Origin of the sequence: Bacteroides cutis, from assembly GCF_900241005.1 — a bacterium.
Taxonomy (GTDB): Bacteria; Bacteroidota; Bacteroidia; order Bacteroidales; family Bacteroidaceae; genus Bacteroides; species Bacteroides cutis.
Genome location: NZ_OEST01000001.1, coordinates 198,518 through 217,461 on the forward strand (window position 1 = coordinate 198,518; position 18,944 = coordinate 217,461).

17 protein-coding genes are annotated in these 18,944 nt (G+C 40.7%); 6 read left to right on the forward strand and 11 right to left on the reverse strand.

Translation table 11 applies throughout. From position 1 onward, the window contains the following. Positions 1 to 9: 9 nt before the first annotated feature. The 9 genes from C1A09_RS00755 to C1A09_RS00795 all read right to left on the reverse strand — a co-directional run bounded on the left by C1A09_RS00755 (position 10) and on the right by C1A09_RS00795 (position 9,151). The gene (locus C1A09_RS00755; RefSeq protein ID WP_101541845.1) at positions 10 to 612 is read right to left on the reverse strand and encodes a DUF2975 domain-containing protein; all 603 of its coding nucleotides are present in this window, start codon (positions 610 to 612) and stop codon (positions 10 to 12) included. Between the two features lie 19 nt (positions 613 to 631). Continuing rightward, the gene (locus C1A09_RS00760; protein ID WP_101541846.1) at positions 632 to 1,099 is read right to left on the reverse strand and encodes a DUF2975 domain-containing protein; all 468 of its coding nucleotides are present in this window, start codon (positions 1,097 to 1,099) and stop codon (positions 632 to 634) included. A 34-nt stretch (positions 1,100 to 1,133) separates the two neighbouring features. Beyond that, a complete protein-coding gene (locus C1A09_RS00765; protein WP_101541847.1) occupies positions 1,134 to 1,799 on the reverse strand; it encodes a DUF2975 domain-containing protein in 666 nt (221 codons plus the stop codon). Continuing rightward, positions 1,796 to 2,593, reverse strand: a complete 798-nt coding sequence (locus C1A09_RS00770; protein WP_101541848.1) for a CPBP family intramembrane glutamic endopeptidase — start codon at positions 2,591 to 2,593, stop codon at positions 1,796 to 1,798. The genes C1A09_RS00765 and C1A09_RS00770 overlap by 4 nt, the downstream gene beginning before the upstream one ends. A gap of 163 nt (positions 2,594 to 2,756) precedes the next feature. After that, positions 2,757 to 3,245 carry a DUF3836 domain-containing protein gene (locus C1A09_RS00775; protein WP_101541849.1) on the reverse strand — a complete coding sequence of 163 codons (489 nt, stop codon included), beginning with the start codon at positions 3,243 to 3,245 and terminating at the stop codon, positions 2,757 to 2,759. A gap of 392 nt (positions 3,246 to 3,637) precedes the next feature. Further along, positions 3,638 to 4,564 carry a bifunctional riboflavin kinase/FAD synthetase gene (locus C1A09_RS00780; protein ID WP_101541850.1) on the reverse strand — a complete coding sequence of 309 codons (927 nt, stop codon included), beginning with the start codon at positions 4,562 to 4,564 and terminating at the stop codon, positions 3,638 to 3,640. Positions 4,565 to 4,597: 33 nt separating this feature from the next. After that, a complete protein-coding gene (locus C1A09_RS00785; RefSeq protein ID WP_101541851.1) occupies positions 4,598 to 5,215 on the reverse strand; it encodes an HAD family hydrolase in 618 nt (205 codons plus the stop codon). Between the two features lie 3 nt (positions 5,216 to 5,218). Further along, positions 5,219 to 7,900 (reverse strand): calcium-translocating P-type ATPase, PMCA-type, encoded by a 2,682-nt coding sequence (locus C1A09_RS00790; RefSeq protein ID WP_101541852.1) that lies wholly within the window; start codon positions 7,898 to 7,900, stop codon positions 5,219 to 5,221. A gap of 126 nt (positions 7,901 to 8,026) precedes the next feature. After that, positions 8,027 to 9,151, reverse strand: a complete 1,125-nt coding sequence (locus C1A09_RS00795) for a sensor histidine kinase (RefSeq protein WP_101541853.1) — start codon at positions 9,149 to 9,151, stop codon at positions 8,027 to 8,029. Between the two features lie 110 nt (positions 9,152 to 9,261). Here C1A09_RS00795 and rd point away from each other — a divergent pair, with 110 nt between their 5' ends. Beyond that, positions 9,262 to 9,423, forward strand: coding sequence for a rubredoxin (gene rd, locus C1A09_RS00800; protein WP_101541854.1), 162 nt, complete (start codon positions 9,262 to 9,264; stop codon positions 9,421 to 9,423). Here the strand turns inward: rd and C1A09_RS00805 are convergent. Beyond that, the gene (locus C1A09_RS00805; RefSeq protein WP_101541855.1) at positions 9,420 to 11,117 is read right to left on the reverse strand and encodes a Na/Pi cotransporter family protein; all 1,698 of its coding nucleotides are present in this window, start codon (positions 11,115 to 11,117) and stop codon (positions 9,420 to 9,422) included. The two genes, rd and C1A09_RS00805, sit on opposite strands and share 4 nt — an antisense overlap. Positions 11,118 to 11,200: 83 nt before the next feature. Between C1A09_RS00805 and C1A09_RS00810 the strand changes: the two genes are divergently transcribed. Together C1A09_RS00810 and C1A09_RS00815 are read left to right on the forward strand one after the other, a co-directional pair. Continuing rightward, positions 11,201 to 12,874 (forward strand): nucleoside kinase, encoded by a 1,674-nt coding sequence (locus C1A09_RS00810; RefSeq protein ID WP_101542406.1) that lies wholly within the window; start codon positions 11,201 to 11,203, stop codon positions 12,872 to 12,874. Between the two features lie 73 nt (positions 12,875 to 12,947). Next, positions 12,948 to 14,453: a sensor histidine kinase gene (locus C1A09_RS00815; RefSeq protein ID WP_101541856.1), complete on the forward strand. Its 1,506-nt coding sequence runs from the start codon at positions 12,948 to 12,950 to the stop codon at positions 14,451 to 14,453. A 246-nt stretch (positions 14,454 to 14,699) separates the two neighbouring features. Here the strand turns inward: C1A09_RS00815 and C1A09_RS00820 are convergent, their stop codons facing one another. After that, positions 14,700 to 16,073 carry an aminopeptidase P family protein gene (locus C1A09_RS00820; RefSeq protein ID WP_101541857.1) on the reverse strand — a complete coding sequence of 458 codons (1,374 nt, stop codon included), beginning with the start codon at positions 16,071 to 16,073 and terminating at the stop codon, positions 14,700 to 14,702. Positions 16,074 to 16,246: 173 nt separating this feature from the next. On the opposite strand from C1A09_RS00820, the gene rpoN reads away from it, so the two are divergent. The 3 genes from rpoN (at position 16,247) to gcvH (ending at position 18,911) form a co-directional block, all read left to right on the forward strand. Further along, positions 16,247 to 17,737: an RNA polymerase factor sigma-54 gene (gene rpoN / locus C1A09_RS00825; protein WP_101541858.1), complete on the forward strand. Its 1,491-nt coding sequence runs from the start codon at positions 16,247 to 16,249 to the stop codon at positions 17,735 to 17,737. A 52-nt stretch (positions 17,738 to 17,789) separates the two neighbouring features. Next, the gene (locus C1A09_RS00830) at positions 17,790 to 18,458 is read left to right on the forward strand and encodes a hypothetical protein (protein WP_101541859.1); all 669 of its coding nucleotides are present in this window, start codon (positions 17,790 to 17,792) and stop codon (positions 18,456 to 18,458) included. 72 nt (positions 18,459 to 18,530) lie between these two features. Next, positions 18,531 to 18,911: a glycine cleavage system protein GcvH gene (gene gcvH / locus C1A09_RS00835; RefSeq protein WP_101541860.1), complete on the forward strand. Its 381-nt coding sequence runs from the start codon at positions 18,531 to 18,533 to the stop codon at positions 18,909 to 18,911. The last annotated feature ends 33 nt before the right edge of the window (positions 18,912 to 18,944 follow it).

An 18,944-nucleotide genomic window follows, 5' to 3' on the forward strand; every position in this document is an offset into this window, starting at 1 on the left:
AATTAGTGGTTAAATGGTTAAGTCCTGTTCTTCCTTCATTTTCACTCCTACAGCGAATATCTCTGTAAAAAGAGCAAAGATCAGAAAAGAAACCCAAGGATATTTAGGTGAATAGGCTTCTATTTCATAACCGGTCAGATGAATTTGAGAAACGATATCGCAATATTGGCAATAGCGGTTCAATTCCAATAGTACTGCTGTAAATATCAATGTATAGACAAAGATGCGCATACGTTTTACATTTTTACGGATAAATACTTCTTTACGGGTAACCGCTACTACCAATCTTGCCAAGTTATAGATGCCATACAAACATACCAGCCCTATGGGAACTATCAGCATATACAAAATCGTGCACCATGCAGACTCATCTATTTCTGTTTCCAACGTTTCAATCCGATAAGGCACATTTTGTTTGATCGCACTATTAAACACTGAGTCGGTCACCAATGCTTTATCCGCCTTTACAGACACACTTACAGTAGGATAAATAAACTCTCTACTATCTTCTGCCTCATTCCAACCCTCGGTAAAACCTTTTATTCCGCTTCTTAAACTTGTAAATAAGAATACAATGATTAATAATACGGCCAATATCCTAATTTTCTTCATAATGATACTCTCCTCTAAACTAAACGGTTAAATCTTGCTCTTCCTGCATGCGAATGCCTAACTTAAACAGACAGGCAATAAAAAGAATGAATACCCCCAATAAAACATAAATCATATAGGTTGAATTTCCACTACCGCCGGAAATGAATGTCCTCATAATCATCTGTACCAGTCCGTTACACTCAGTAACAATCCCGATAAGCATAATCAAATCAGAATTCCATTTTGTAAAAACCTGCCCTTTCTTTACATTACGCAATAGCAAGAATATGAGAACACTGCAAATCGTCATTGCCGTCAACGTTATGTTTTCCGGAAGAATTTGCCAGATGAAATTATCCGTGTCGTCCTTTCCCAACTGATAGCTCAAAGTCAGGTTACGCAAAAAACCAATCAACAGACAAGAACCGCATATTATTGCCAGACAAGTCATTATAAATTCAAGTTCTTGCTTTGAGTTTATTGATTTTCCCAATATTTTTTTCATAATAGTACTTTATATAAGATATTAATATGATAATCTAAATCGTTAAGTCCTGTTCTTCCTTCATCTTCAACCCGATGGCAAAAACTTCGCCTACAATCAGAGAACACAACCCCAATACAAGGGTAGTAATGCTGACAACCTCCGAAAGGCACAAACTGTAGCCGTGAAGTGAGAACACCTCTTCAATACTCAGGACACTAAGATATGCCGCAAAGAACGTACAGCAAAAACTGACAATCAACGCTAATCCCAAACGGCGCAGACGGCGTACATTTTTCCAGTTGAATATGTTGGACTTATTGATGGCTATTATCAAGCGTATAAACAGCACGGCAGCCCAAATGGATAAACCTATTTGCAGGAAACCTAATGCTTTCTCTGTAATTACCTCCCACATAGCCGGATGAGTGTCAATGCTCACTGCCATAGAAGCATAAACGGCAGGAAGATATTTACCGGTCTTTTCATTGTAAACCGAATCCGGGAGAATGTTACCTCCCGCCATTGTGAAACTATGAGACACCAGACTAATGTACTTCATATTCATCAGTTCCTTCTGTTTCATGGGAGAAACACCTTTTTCAGTCGCCGCCTCTATACCTGCTTTTGCACCCACAAAGAAATAGTAACCGGCTTCGAGTACCGAATAACTCAGCACAAGCAACACTATCAGACAAAGGACATTCAATCTTCTTTTCATACTTCGGTGGTTGTATTTATGTTAATATCAGAAAGTTTATATTCATTCAGTTTCTTCAAGGACAAGAAAAGCAACAGGACAGAAACCAACAGGAAAATAAGAAATGAGGTGTTCCCCATCAAGTCGGACAGTTCTTCTACCTCCGGATATTTCAGGTTTAAATAAACAGACAAACTATTATTCAGGATATGTATCAGGATGCAAGGGACGAGGCTCCGCGTCTTATAATAGAGCCAGGCAAGAAAGAAACCGATGAGGGCCGCACTCACTACCTGAGCCGGATTTACGTGAAAGAGTCCGAATATCAGACCGGAAATCAGTATAGCTTTTACAGGACTATACTTCCGGAGTAATGCCTTCGTAATAGCGCCACGAAACAGCAGCTCTTCCAATATAGGTCCCAACACCGAAATGCAGACAATACCCAGCCAACCGGATTGAAGCACACTGAATGTCTGGTTCAACCAATCGGGCAAAAAGGAAAGTTGGGATGCCAAGGCACTTATCAGGAAGATAGCAGAAAGCCCGGCAAGCAGACTCCACACCAGATAAGAAGCAGTCAGAGGAGAATATAGGCGCTTATCATCGGCCAGATAGTTCTTACGCCACAGATAAATTCCCATAAAGACGAAACCTAACAACATGGTAGGCGCCAACCCTATCTCTTCCGCCTTATCCGAATTCAATGCACCGTCGGCGATATATACGTACAACATACTGAAAGGTCCAACAACCAATGCCGCCAGTATCTGCATCAGAAAGTAAAGTAAGACTAATTTTATAGCTGTTTTCATAGTTTCTTTTTTCTTAATATCTTTGCAAAGATACTCGTTTTTTGTCAAATCGTCAACCGGCAGTTACAACTCCTACCAATATCATCATTACCATAGAAAGTGACAATATCAATAATGTAATACTCATAAATGCTCGTCTCATAGCGTTCACCTTTATATTTTATTATTTCCCTGCCAGTAACCGTACTTCTTCATCGGCAGAACTATTTTCTACCAGTAAATTCCAGTCACCCTTTGCCTCATTCCATTTATAGCTGAGATAATTCACATTCTCCCCTTCCAACAGATAAACGGCTTTCTCTTTTACGTCGGAATAAGCGCCTGTCTTGTTGTCCCATAAAGCATATTCCAAATCTACACCGGCTTGAGAGTAATTGTAATTCAAGCAATAGTAACGTTCAAATACTTGTTCTATTTCATTCCATTTCAAGACTTCTTTCTGAAGAATACGATTATTGGCATCGTACTTAAAATTATACTTCAAATGATTGTGCAGATACTTACCTTCTTCTACCTTATATACCATTTGCGTCTCTACCTGCTGTGTGTCATTCGTTATGGTGTTATAAGCAAATTTCTGCTGAATGTTAGCACTAAATGCGTTTACCACTGCTGTCATCACAAAGATTGTTGTCATTACTAAAGTTTTCATACTCTTATTGTTTTAATGGTTATTACTTCTGTTATTCGATAATCATTTATCGTTTTTCGATATGCAAAGAAAGAACGTTTTTTTGATACCACCAAATAAAACGATAATTATTTATCGAAAAACAATAAAAAAAATATGCTTATCGATAAATAACAAGTTTTTTATATATAATCAAAGTCTATCTTGACATATCATAAATAGAAATAAAAGACTAATAAAACAGTAATATGGATAAGAATTAGTACAGGGCAATAAGTAGCAAAAAACTTATTGATGATGACGTAATCCCTTATATAGGGACAGAGAATATCAGAGGAACAAACAATGTTCTGTCAGTGTGGATAGTTACAGATATGAATTAGATTTGAAGACGGATCTCTGAAATACACTTATTAAATACAAGCAAAAATTCTCCCGATTTCTTCCTCATCCTTCCGAAGTTGCGCAATAAGTTCTTCTATCGTATCGAATTTCAGTTCGGGACGTGTACGCTGAACAAAAGAAATACGCATGGGCTGATTGTAAATATCAGCATTAAAGTGAAAAATATGCACTTCAATGCTACGGTCGGTACCATTATTCAGAGTGGGACGACAACCAATACTCAACATTCCCATATATTTTTGTCCGCCAACATGGACATATACCGCATAAACACCATCGGCAGGCACTAATTTATCGGGATTTTCCACCTGTAAGTTGGCCGTCGGATATCCTATGGTACGCCCCACACGATAGCCACCTACAACAGTACCTTCTAGAAAATAATGATACCCCAAGCAATCTGCAGCTTCCAATACATTACCTTCCAATAAAAGGTGACGGATAACTGAAGAACTGACAGTAACCTCTTTATTAAAATATGCATGTGCCAACAGCACTTCCATCCCTAACTCACGGCCATAGCGCACATAATCATTAAATCCTTCTGTACGATTGTGTCCGAAACGATGATCGTGCCCCACAACAAGAACTTGTATTTCATATTTTTCTTTCAATACAGCCATGAATTGTTGGGCGGAAAGTTGTGCCAAACTGGGAGTAAAATCAAGCATAACGCAATAATCTATTCCTGTATCAGCCAGCAAACGTATTTTTTCTTCGCAAGTAGTCAACAGTTCTGGGTGAAAATCGGATTGCATCACTTTACGAGGATGTACCGGAAAGGTAATTACAGATGAAGCCAAGCCACGCGAAACGGCCGTCACACGCACCTGTTCTATCAAAAAACGGTGACCACAATGCACTCCATCGAAAAAGCCGATAGTTGCTACACTTGGCTGAAGAACCTTATCCGATATTTCATCAATTAGTTGCATATTCACCTACTCCATCTCACCTATTATAACAAATCATTTGAACAAATGGCTCCAATCTTCTCCGGCCTTTGGCATATAAGTAGAAATACCCAATGTTTCTGCTACACGACAATTATCAGCAGAATCGTCGATAAAAAAAGTCTCTTTAGGATCTAAACCGGCATCTTTCAACACTTTTTGGAATATCTCCGTATCGGGCTTCGCCATATTCATTTCATAGGAAAGGAATATATGTTCAAAATAATCTTCCACACGAAAAGTCTTATAAGGGAAAGCATGGCTACAAGCCCATTTCCAATGTATTTCATTGGTATTGCTCAATAGATAAACTACATAATCTTTACGCAACTCCAACAATAGTTCCAACTTATAAGTAGGTATACTCACCAGAAAACTGTTCCAAGCAGCATCTATACGTGCATCATCAATCATCTTCCCAATCTTATCACGAATAATATTCCTGAAATCGGTACTAGTCATCAAACCTTTCTCATAACTATGAAAGAAATCCTGTTGATGGCAGAAATCCAGCGTATGTTCCACATCCGCTAAACCTAATTTACGGAAACTCTCAAGACAACGCTGGCGGTCTAAATCCAATAATACACCGCCTAAATCAATAATAAGGTTTTTAATTCCTTTTCTCTTCATTTCTTATTTCTGAGTTAAACGCCGGATGAAACGAATTGCCTCTCCTACCCATAATACCAATGAAGTAGAGACGATGATAATTATCCAGGTAGTCAAGTCAAGTGGCACGGTACGGAACACTGCCCCACCAAACTGTACGATAACGAACTGTCCTCCTAAGATAGCAAATATCACAAGTTCCATTCCGTATGACTTGGAGATACCTTTGAAAGCAGAATCAGAGGTTCCAAATACCCGAGCATTAAAGAGATTCCAGAATTGCAACATAACAAAAAAGGTAAAGAATATAGTCAAGCGTTGCGGAGTCATACCACCTTCCTCATTATTAAACCAGAATAGCATTCCCATCAGTAATATAAGGAATACGGTACCCATAGAAAGGATATAATTCCTCATAGATCTGGAAATAATGAAATCCGTACTTTTACGAGGTTTCTCTTTCATCACACTTTCGCTAGGTGGGATAGAAGCTAATGCCAGAGCAGCGAATGTATCCATAATCAGGTTCACCCAAAGCATTTGCGTAACGGTCAGCGGCAAATCAGTACCGACTAACGAACCAAGCAGCACGATAAACAATGCTACAAAATTAATAGTCAACTGGAATACAATGAAACGCTGGATATTCTTGTAAAGTGAACGTCCCCACATAACGGCTGTACCGATACTGTTGAAAGAGTCGTCCAACAGAGTGATATCACTCGCTTCCTTGGCAACGGAAGTGCCTGTTCCCATAGAGAGCCCCACCTGGGCGTGATTCAATGCAGGAGCATCATTCGTACCATCACCAGTAACAGCTACTACCGCACCCTTTTGTTGTAACAACTGCACTAAACGCTGTTTATCAGTGGGACGGGCACGTGACATTACTTTCAAATCCATCACTCGGTCGAGCGCTTCTTCATCGGTCAGTTCGGCAAACGCCGCACCAGTGATGCGATTACGTTCCATATCCCCCGGTTGCCACAAACCAATTTGGCGGGCAATTTCAGTTGCAGTTCCAGGAGTGTCACCGGTTACAATCTTCACCCCAATACCAGCCGACTGGCATTTGGCAACCGCTGCCGGAACATCCGGACGGATAGGATCACTAATGGCAACTACACCCAAAAATGATAAGTCATTTTTAGAAATCAGTTCTACGCAGTCCTCCGTATTCGCCTCATCCACAATCTTAAAAGCAAAACCAAGTGTACGCATCGCCATATTCTGATAATTCAACAATTGCGTTTCTATCGTCGAACGATATTCCACCGTATCAACTTGCTTTCCGTCTAAAAGGACATTTTTACATTTACTTAAAACAATCTCCGGTGCACCCTTCACATAAAGTATGCGTTTTCCCATAAAAGAAGATTGCACCAGAGTTGCCATGAATTTCCGTTCGGTAGAGAAAGTCAGTTGGTCTATGATTTTAGCGCTTTCACGAAGTTCAAGGTAATTACGTCTCTGACTGTCGAGCCACAGCAACAAAGCCACTTCTGTAGGATTTCCTACCCCCTTGGGTTTTTCATCGGGAGCCGTTTCTTCAAGGAAGGCAGTGGAATTGACACTGATACCCTCCGCTACTAAGTTACTGAGGTCGTCTTCACCAATTTCACCATTATTTTTCAATCCATAGAAACTCGGCTCGTATACTTGCATCAGATTTTGTGTCAATGTACCAGTCTTATCCGTACAGATAACAGTGATTGCTCCCATCGTTTCACAGGCATGCATTTTGCGTACCAGATTATTGGTAGAGAGCATACGGCGCATGTTCAGTGCCAAACTGAGCGTGACACTCATCGGCAAGCCCTCCGGAACAGCCACCACTATCAAAGTCACTGCCATCATGAAGTATTGTAGGGTTGCTTTCAAGGCAGGCAACCATTCTTCAAAAGTATGGAGAGAGCTAAAATTATAAACCAACAATACATCCTTTATAAAGAAAATGGCAAAAGCCAGTCCCGCTACAGAGAAACCAATTTTACCTATAAGGTTGGCAAGTTTCGTCAGCTGAATATTCAGTGGAGTAGGTTCAGTACTTTGCTCCGTACTCTGTCGTGCCACTTTTCCGATTTCCGTAGCATCACCCACACACTCTACACACATGGTGCCATGACCGTCAACCACAGTTGTTCCACGCAACACGCGATTGGAAGCATACGTAGCCTCATCATCGAAATCGGCTTCTACAATGGTTTTGGAAACAACAGGTTCCCCTGTCAGGTTCGATTCATTGACTTGCAGAGAGATAGCTTCCAGTAGCTCACCGTCGGCAGGAATCTCTTCACCGGTTTCGAGCACGACGATATCGCCCACCACCACATCTTTACGTGGAATTTCTTGTATATGCCCGTTACGGATAACCTTTACCAACGTCTCCTCATTCACGGCATTGAGTAAGTCGAATTTTTTATTGGCATCATATTCAAAAAAGAAACCAATACCCGTAGCAAGCAAAATAGCAGCTATAATACCTACGGTTTCAGCATATTCGTTCTCTACCACGGAAATAATCAAGGAGAAAAACGCAGCAACCAGCAGCACTCTTACTACCGGATCTTCAAATTTCTCCAGATATAGCCTCCATAAAGACGGCCGCTTGGGAGGCGTCAATAAATTTACACCATACTCAGCACGGCTCTTCCGTACCTCTTCGTCGGTTAGTCCGACACGATAATCATCCTTTGATGCAATCATGCAAGTCTTTAGGTTTAATTTTGAAACGCAAAAATACGATAATAATCCGGTATATGGCGAGTTATTAAATCTTTTTATAAGTTTGTGATATCAGTCCTTTTCCCAATACAAGCTTAAGACTTACTTTCAATTTCCAGGTAATGTGAACCAAAATGTGGAACCTACACCCACTTCAGACTCTACCCCTATTTCACCACCCAATTTATGAACAATAGTCTGACAAATGGAAAGCCCGAGACCTGTACCCTTCTTCTCCCGTTCCAATTTCACAAAGCGGTCGAATATTTGTCCCAATTTTTCTTTGGCAATACCGGTTCCAGTGTCTTTCACATAAAAGTACAGACCATCTCCGTTGGGTTTACATCCCAACGTGATACTCCCTTGTGAAGTAAACTTCATGGCATTTGTCATAAAATTAGAGAGGACTTGTGCTATTCTGTTACGATCTGTATGTATAAAATATTGTTCACAGGATACTTCGCGAATTACTTTCACCGAAATACCTTGTTCAAACAGTCTCATACGGAACAGTTGTTCCAAATCAGACATAAGCTGATTAATATCTACGTCCGAAAATACAAATTCCAATGTTCCGGCCTCAATCTTAGAGAGATCCAATATATCTGCTATCAATTGTTGCAACAGCTCATTATTGGTACGTACTATTTCCATATATTGCCGTTTCTCCTCATCAGTAGTTGCAGAAGACAATAGTTCAGAGAAACCGACAATCGCATTCAATGGAGTACGAATTTCATGACTCATGTTCGCCAGAAAAACGGACTTGGACTTATCGGCTTTTTCTGCCTTTTTTCTAGCCTGATTCAACTCCGTTTCCACACGCTTCAGATGAGTGATATCATGCACGGTGATTACCATACTCTCCTCTCCCTCAATCAACATATATTCACCTGAAATATGTACCTTACACTCCTCTGCAGCACCATTACCTTTCCTGACATTCAGTACCGTATCCAGATCAATAAAATTATGCTTGGTACGAAAAGCATCTTCTATTGCATTCCTCACAGGACAATGATTACATAAACTATGAGTACCACATCCACCGGGAGCAGACAGAGCATTGGTACATTGCAACAGATCACCGACACGTTGTGACTTTACAGGTTTTACAGCTCCCGTTATGTCATAATAATTAGTATAAAACACGGTAAGATCACGTTTTATCAATAAGACATAAGCATGAATATTCCGCATAATTGCCTGAAATAATTCATCGGTCATCTTCATAAAGATATATTTTTAAGTAATATGACAACAAAGTTATCTTTTTCCGCCTACACAAAAAACAAAAAGGCAAAATTATTTGTTCTTACTTAAAGAACTTAAAAAAGAACGTTATGGAAAAGTACATTTGCACCGTTTGCGAATATGTTTATGACCCGGAAAAGGGTGACCCCGAGAATGGTATCGAACCAGGAACAGCCTTTGAGGACATTCCTGATGATTGGGTTTGCCCACTGTGCGGAGTAGGCAAAGAAGAGTTTGAGAAAGCGTCTTAAGACGCTTTCTTTTCTTTTATATCGCAGCTGGCTTCCACTACATTTACTACGTAATCACCAAGCTTCTCACATTCCGCAATGATATCCATGTAATAAACACCCATCTGATAATCATATTCCTTATTATTTACATCAAGGATATTCTGATTTTTCAACTGATTACGGTAATTATTGATTTCATTTTCTATGTTGAACGATTTGTTCACGTCAATACTTTGATGTTCGGTACGTTCCACTACCACAATCATTTGGGCAAGCGCATCATCCGTCAACTTCATCATAAAATGAACATGTTCATATTGCTTTTCCGTAAAGTCCTGATTGGTCTGGCGTTTACGGTTAATAGTACGTGCCAAATTATAACAGCTATCACCAATACTTTCTATTTCAGTCACTTCACGAAGCATAGCACGTATCTGCAATTTACTTTCCGAACTCAAACGTCCTTCGGACACTTGGTTTAGATAATTAGCAATTTCCAATTCCATGCTGTCACTTATATTCTCATACTTCTCTACACGACTGAACAACTTATTAAAATCATCATCTTTTTCCGTATGCAGCAAATCTTGCACCATTCTGAACATACGGTGAGTGCGCTCGGCAAAAAGATGGATTTCCTTACTGGCCTGCACTATGGACAGCTCGGCCGTAGAAAGCATACCACCTGAGATAAAACGCAAACGGTATTCCTCATCCTGCTCTTTCATAGGAATGATGGCACAAACCGTACGTTCTATAAGTTTCACGAACCAAATCAATATCAACACATTACAGATATTAAAACAAGTATGGAACGCAGATAATTTAAAAGATACCGCTACAGCCGGATCCTTAGCACCCATCATATTGTCTATAAGCCACGACACACCTTCTGTAAAAGGCTTGAATAGACACAACACCCATATCACACCAAACACATTGAACACTAAATGAGCCAAAGCAGCTCGCCGCGCCTGGGTATTACCGGTCAATGCCGCAAGGTTGGCCGTAATGGTAGTACCGATATTTTCTCCTAAAACCAATGCCGCCCCCAACTCAAAACTAATCCAGCCATTAGCACACATAATAAGTGTAATGGCCATCGTGGCGGCAGAGGCTTGCACAATCATTGTCAGGATCGTACCAATGACCACAAACAACAAAATAGACAGATAACCCATATCCGTATAATCCTGTACAAAAGCCAACATATCAGGATTATGTCTCAGATCGGGCGCATTTGCCTGCAACAGGGAAAGTCCCATGAAAAGAAAAGAGAAACCGAAAATAAACTCCCCGATAGACTTACGCGAACTCTTCTGAGAAAACATCAGAGGAATGCCGAACGCAAGAAGTGGAAGGGCAAAAGCAGCAATATCCACTTTGAAACCCAAAGCTGAAATAATCCATGCCGTGACAGTAGTACCGATATTGGCACCCATAATTACGCCGATAGACTGAGAAAGGGTCAGAAGGCCTGCATTCACAAAACTCACCACCATCACCGTGGTAGCCGAAGAAGATTGGATCAACGCCGTAATCAACACGCCTGTCAACACACCTGTCACTCTGTTGGTTGTCATTGCAGTCAATATCTTCCGCAAGCGGTCGCCAGCAAACTTTTGAAGTCCTTCGCTCATAATTTTCATTCCGTAAAGGAACAAGGCCAATGAGCCAAGCAACTTTAAAAAATCATAAAAAGAGTATTCCATCTCTAATTAATTAAAGGGTTTCTTTGTGTCATTTGTTATTATGCTCTATATTTAACGTGCTAATCACCTCAAAAAAAGACATCATGAAACACATGTTACAAATTTGTTGCAAAAATAATAATATTTCTAAAGAATTCCCTATTGGAAGTTCACTTTTGGATATTTATTACGGTTTTAATCTAAATTTCCCCTATCCGGTTGTCAGTGCCAAAGTAAACAACCGTTCCGAAGGACTAAATTTCCGGGTATACAATAATAAGGATGTAGAATTTTTGGACATACGCGACTCTTCAGGTATACGTACATATGTCCGCTCTCTTTGTTTTATATTATACAAGGCCGTCAACGAGCTATTTCCTGAAGGAAAACTATTTGTGGAACATCCTGTATCCAAAGGTTATTTCTGCAACCTGCGCATCGGGCGCCCTATCGAGCTGGAAGATGTAACCGCCATTAAGAAACGAATGCAGGAAATTATAGCCGAAAACATCCCTTTTCACCGTATTGAATGCCACACTACCGAGGCTGTACGCGTCTTTAGTGAACGGGGCATGAACGATAAAGTAAAATTGTTGGAAACTTCCGGTTCCTTATATACCTATTATTATACTTTGGGAGATACCGTAGACTATTATTATGGGAACCTGCTTCCAAGCACCGGATTTATCAACCTGTTCGATATCGTAAAATATTACGATGGCCTGCTCCTTCGTATTCCCAATAAAGAGAACCCTACTGTACTGGAAGAAGTGGTGAAACAAGAAAAAATGCTTGATGTGTTTAAAGAACATCTACGTTGGAATTACATTATGGGATTGAGTAATGTAGGCGATTTTAACCTGGCTTGCGAAGAAGGACATGCCACCGATCTTATCAATGTCGCAGAAGCCCTACAAGAAAAAAAAATAGCCCAGATAGCCGATGAGATTTATCACCGGGGAGAAAATGGGAACCGTGTAAAGCTTGTCCTCATATCAGGTCCTTCCTCCTCGGGGAAAACAACTTTCAGCAAACGGCTTTCTGTACAATTAATGACCAACGGACTGCGTCCATACCCCATTTCTCTGGATAATTACTTTGTAGACCGTGAAGAAACTCCACGAGACGAAAATGGTAATTATGACTACGAATCGCTGTATGCACTCGATCTTGAGTTGTTCAATAACCAACTACAGGCATTGCTCCGTGGTGAAGAAGTAGAATTACCTCGTTTTAATTTCACCATCGGCAAAAAAGAATACAAGGGAGATAAATTACGCATTGACGAACATACTATTCTGATATTAGAGGGTATCCATGCCCTAAATCCAGAACTGACACCGCAAATTCCCGCTGAGAACAAATATAAGATATATGTTTCCGCCCTAACAACAATTTCACTGGACGATCACAACTGGATACCGACTACGGACAACCGTCTGTTGCGCCGCATTATTCGTGATTTCAATTATCGCGGTTATTCTGCCCAAGAAACGATTTCACGTTGGCCCAGTGTACGCTCAGGCGAGGATAAATGGATATTCCCTTATCAGGAGAATGCCGACGTCATGTTCAATTCCGCATTACTATTTGAATTCGCCGTACTTCGTTGCCATGCCGAACCCATTCTCACCAGCGTACCACGTAACTGCCCCGAATATGCAGAAGCTTACCGGTTAATGAAGTTCATTAAATACTTTACACCCGTACAAGATAAAGAAATTCCTCCGACCTCATTACTCAGGGAATTTTTAGGAGGAAGTAGCTTTAAATACTAAAAATAGCCCTCTTTCTTGTATAATCAGAAAGAATGTTTTTACCTTTGTATACAAAACAAACAGAAATTACATAATGAAGAAAATAACAACCGTTCTCTTTTTAGCCATTTTATGCTCTCTTAGTCAAGCATATGCACAAAGCCGTGCCGATGAATTAATGAAACAAGCGCAAGAAAATCTTGCAAAAAAAGAATATATCAAAGCCCGTTATCTTTTCTTGCAAGCATACAATGCATTCGCTGCCCAAGAAAAATACAATCAGGCAGTGGAGTGCGGTATAAATGCCAGCGCACTATATCATCGAGAAAATTATTACAAAGAGGCCTTTGAATTATTGCGTAATTCCGAGCAATTAATAGGAACAGGTGAACTAAAGTTAAAGAAAGGACTTCCCGAATTGCGTTTCCGTATCAACAAAGAACGTCTACAAATGTACATCAAAACCAAAAATCCGGTTCGCGCCAAAGAGCAACTGAACAAATTGGAAGAAACAGCTAAAACGGTACACAACGATTCTTTAAGCAATGATCTGCTCTACACTCAAGCCAATTACTACTATACCTTCGGTATGAATACGCAAGGAGATGCCGCGTTTAAGAAACTAATACAACAGTACAAGCAACAAAAGAATTATTCAAAAGTAGACGAATGCTATAAAACCCTCATTGATATTGCACGTAAAGCAGGTAATGCCGGACTGGTAGCACGTACTTATGACAAATATATCATATGGACTGATTCTGTAAAGGCTCTCACAGCCCAGGATGAACTGAATATGCTGAAAAACAAATATGATGAAAGTTTGGTAACCATTCAGGAAAAGGACAATTCTCTTTCTTCCAAACAATATATCATTATTGGACTATGCGTATTAGTAATTATTCTTGCCGTCGCTTTAGTATTAGGCGCCATTATCTTAATGCGCTTCATTTTGTTGACACGCAAGCAAAAGAAGGCTATCAGTATTGCCAACGAACATAACGAGTTAAAGACCCAATTTATTCAAAACATTTCCACCCAAATGGAGCCAACATTGGATACACTTGATTCGAAACTTCCCGGTGTACAGGCTCTACGCACTTTCTCCAATCATATTCAAGAGTTATCCGAATTGGAAAATACAATATCCGAACCTTATGAGATGCAGGAAAAGAATATATCGACTTTCTGTGAAAGTGTTATGGATAAAATCAGGAATAAGACGCAGGAAGATGTAACCCTTGCAGTCAATGCTCCCAAGTTGAATGTAAAAATCAACCCGGAACATTTAGAGCGTATTTTATTACATTTATTGGAAAATGCAGCGGAATATACTCCTGCCGGTGGAAAAATCTGGTTGGACTTCAAAAAACGCGGAGCACATACCCATCAATTCATCATTAGCGACACAGGTTCCGGTATTCCCGAAGAACAACGTGAAAACATATTCAAACCTTTTACCGAAGTAAAAGACTTGACGCAGGGTGACGGTTTAGGTTTGCCCATCTGTTCACTTATTGCAACCAAGATGAATGGTAGCCTGATATTGGACAGTAGTTATACCAAGGGTGCACGGTTTATATTGGAACTACACGCATAAAATATCCGGAAACAAATCATATAGCAACCGATAGAGAAACAATATAATATTGTTCCCATAAGAGGAATTCCCGTTTCTACGTATGGAAACGGGAATTCCTCTATATGGGAACTGTAGTTTCCCTTCATAGAAACGGGCGTTTCCTATCATGGGAACTACAGTTTCTCCTCATGGAAACAGACATTCCCTATAAGGGGAACGAGCATTCCTCTTCACAGATACTATCCTAAAAAAGTCTGTACAGTATTACCTCAATGCTTCCACCTCTTCCGGTGTCAATGGGATTTTCTTTCCTAAACGGCGCGCTCCGGTTTCGGTAATCAGATAATCTTCTTCATTACGGATACCGCCAAAGTTACGATAACCCTCCACTTTATCATAATTGATGAAATCGGTGAATTTCTTTTCACCTCTCCACAGGTCTATCAATTCAGGGATGAAATAGATGCCCGGTTCAACAGTGTGTACAAAACCCGGTTCCAAAGGAATAGCAAGGCGCTGGCTTTTACGACCAAACTGCGTACTCTTAGGTTGACCATTATAACCTACCCAGATTTCTCCAAGATTTTCCATATCATGCACATCCAGTCCCATCATGTGTCCCAAGCCGTGAGGATAGAACAAAGCGTGCGCACCCTCACGAACAGCATCTTCCGCATTACCTTTCATCAGGCCCAATTCCTTCAGTCCTTCTACCATGACACGGGCAGATAAATCGTAAACATCCATATAAGAAATACCAGGACGAAGCGCTTTTACTGATTCAAGATGCATCGCATTCTGAATTTCGTAAACGGCACGCTGGCGAGGCGTAAAAGTTTTATCGGCAGGAACAGTGGAAGACATATCACCGGCATAACCAGATTCAACTTCCGCACCGGCATCAATCAGGAACAAATCTCCCGGTTTCACCTTATTGCCATGATAATGATTATGCAAAGTCTGACCATTTACTGTAGCAATTGTAGCAAAGGAAAGTTCACAGTTATTAGATTCTGCGACGTAGTTCATTGCCGCCACTACCTCATATTCGTACATTCCCGGGCGAAGCACTTTCATTGCTTCAATATGCATATCGGCAGTTACATTACATGCCTTTTCAATCTCGGCAATCTCTTCCATCGACTTATAGTTGCGTTGTGCCACCACTGCACGGATAAACGGAACGGAACCTTCCTGGCGTACAGGCGGAACACCCAACCAGTCCATCAGTTTCAGCTTATGTTCGGCACGATAAGGAGGGAGATAATGAACCGTATGCCCCTTTTGTACCGCTTTATGCAGATAGCTGACTATTTCGGCGGCAGGCCGGGTTTCATTAATCCCCACGCGTTCACTTTTTTCTTTCAAAGTGGGTTGTGTACCCATCCAGACTATATGATCGATAGTCAGTTCATCACCGAAAATAATTTCCTTATCCTCGTCGATATCAATAATGGCCGACAATCCGGCAAAGGACAAACCAAAATAATATAAGAAAGTAGAATCCTGGCGATAACGGAATGTATTATCTTCATAATGAAGCCCTTGCTCATCATTACCCAAGAACAGTAAAACTCCCGAGCCAATGTTTTTCTTCAGCAGGGCCCGACGCTGCACATACGTTTCTTTAGCAAACATAACGCTTTGTTTTTTAGTTTACAGGCAAAGATAATAACAAAAATGCAACCATACACCTGCTTTCTTGTTAAATATAATAAGAGAAGATTTCACGTTCCCGAACTATTCACTATTTTTGCGGTAGAATTAAAGCAAGAATTTTCTTATATTCATAATTTGTAATCAAACCCAATATGGCACAAGGTTCCCGACAGATACAAACGCAGGCGCAACAACAGATACAAACGTTGTCGCCGCAGCAAATTCTGGTAGTAAAGCTACTGGAACTTCCGGCCATCGAGTTGGAAGACCGTGTGCGTGCCGAATTACTGGAAAACCCTGCATTGGAAGAAGGTAAAGACGATGCTGCCGGTGACGAATACGCTGATACCTCCAATGATGAAGCGGGTTCTGAAGATGGAGGAGATACCGATTATGATTCTCTGAGTGATTATCTGTCAGAAGATGACATACCCGACTATAAATTACAGGAAAACAACCGTAGTAAGGGAGAGCAAGCCGAAGAAATACCTTTCTCCGATGCCACTTCTTTTTACGAAACCCTGAAAGAGCAACTGGGTGAGCGCAATCTTACCGAACATCAGCGCGAACTGACGGAATATCTGATCGGTTCCCTGGATGACGATGGTTTGTTACGAAAATCTCTGGACAGTATCAGCGACGAGCTGGCTATTTACGCCGGTATTGAAGCTACTCCGCAGGAACTGGAAGAAGCTTTAAAAATTATTCAGGATTTCGACCCTGCCGGGTTGGGGGCACGCGACTTGCAAGAATGCCTTCTCATCCAGATACGTCGTAAAATAGAGCAACAACATTTCACGCCCAATCCACTGCTTTATATAGAAGAAGCCATTATCTCCGAATGCTATGAGGAGTTTACCCGTAAACATTGGGATAAGATACAGCAGAAACTTGATCTGGAAGAAGACGCCTTCCAACGGGCCATCAAAGAAATCTGTAAACTAAATCCACGTCCGGGCGCTTCATTGGGTGAAACTATCGGCAAAAACATGCAACAGATTGTGCCGGACTTCATCATAGATACCTATGATGACGGTACTATAAATATCAGCCTGAACAACCGTAACGTACCCGAACTACGTATGAGTCGGGATTTTACTGAAATGGTTGAGGAGCACACCAAGAACAAGGCCAATCAATCCAAAGAGTCTAAAGAAGCGATGATGTTCCTGAAACAAAAGATGGATGCAGCCCAAGGTTTTATAGATGCCGTAAAACAACGCCAGAATACTCTGATGACTACCATGCAAGCCATCGTAGATTTGCAACGCCCATTTTTCCTTGACGGAGACGAGTCTTTGCTCCGTCCGATGATATTGAAAGACGTTGCCGAACGTACCGGGCTTGACATTTCAACTATATCGCGTGTCAGTAACAGTAAATATGTACAGACCAACTATGGTATCTATCCTCTGAAATACTTTTTCAGTGACGGGTATACCACGGAAGACGGCGAGGAGATGTCTGTACGCGAAATACGCAGAATTTTAAAAGAGTGTATCGACAATGAGGACAAGAAAAAGCCTTATACCGATGATGAACTCACCGATATACTGAAAGAGAAAGGATATCCGATTGCCCGCCGGACAGTGGCAAAATACCGTCAGCAGTTAAATATCCCGGTGGCAAGATTGAGAAAGTAGTGATAGAGGGGTAAAACGATAAGGTGATTAACATAATAAAGGGAACAAGGAAATGACAGGAGAGCAACATATTATAGCAGATAAGACTCTGATTCGGACAGCCAAAGTGATTTCGGCTTTATTCACGCCGTTTTCCATACCGTTCCTGGCTTTTCTTATCTTATTTTTGTTTTCGTACTTGCGTATTATGCCTATACAATACAAACTCATCGTATTGGGAGTAGTATATTGTTTCACCATCCTTATGCCTACTTTGACCATTTTTCTTTTTCGTAAGATCAATGGTTTCAGCCCTGATGATCTAATAGAACGGAAACGGAGGTTTGTCCCTTTTATCCTGACTATCACTTCATATGTATTCTGCCTGCTTATGATGTATAGGCTGAATATTCCATGGTACATGACAGGTATTATTTTTGCGTCTCTCGTGATGATGATTATTTGTGTTGTGATGAATTTGAAGTGGAAACTCAGTGAACACATGGCAGGGGCGGGCGCCGTCATCGGCGGATTGGTAGCTTTCAGTGATTTATTCGGATACAACCCCATTTGGTGGTTGTGTGTGTTTATTCTCATTGCGGGTATATTGGGAACCGCACGTATCATTTTACAGCATCACACACTTGGAGAAGTAACAGGCGGTTTTGCCGTAGGACTGATATGCTCCCTATTGGTACTTCATCCGTTGAGTAATATCATGTTCCGTATCTTCCTCTTTTGAGTCAGTTCCGGTACAGCATTAATTTTAATTTTTTAAATTCAAAATAGTATTAACCCCTTAAAACTAACAATTATGAATTTCCCAAATGACGTAAAGTACACTAAAGAACATGAATGGATCCGCTTGGAAGGTGATGTAGCTTATGTAGGAATCACCGACTATGCACAAGAACAACTGGGCGATATCGTATTCGTCGACATCCAGACAGAGGGTGAAACATTGGCTGCCGACGAAGTATTCGGTACCATTGAGGTAGTAAAAACCATTTCTGATCTTTTCTTGCCGGTGAACGGAGAAGTATTGGAACAGAATGAAGCTCTTGCAGACCAACCCGAACTGGTGAACAAAGATCCTTACGGTGAAGGCTGGCTTATCAAAATCAAACCAGCTGCCGATGCAGACTTTGACAGTTTGATGGATGCAGAAGCATACAAAGCTTTGATCAATAATTAATTATTAACAATCAGTATTTAGTACCAAGTGCTA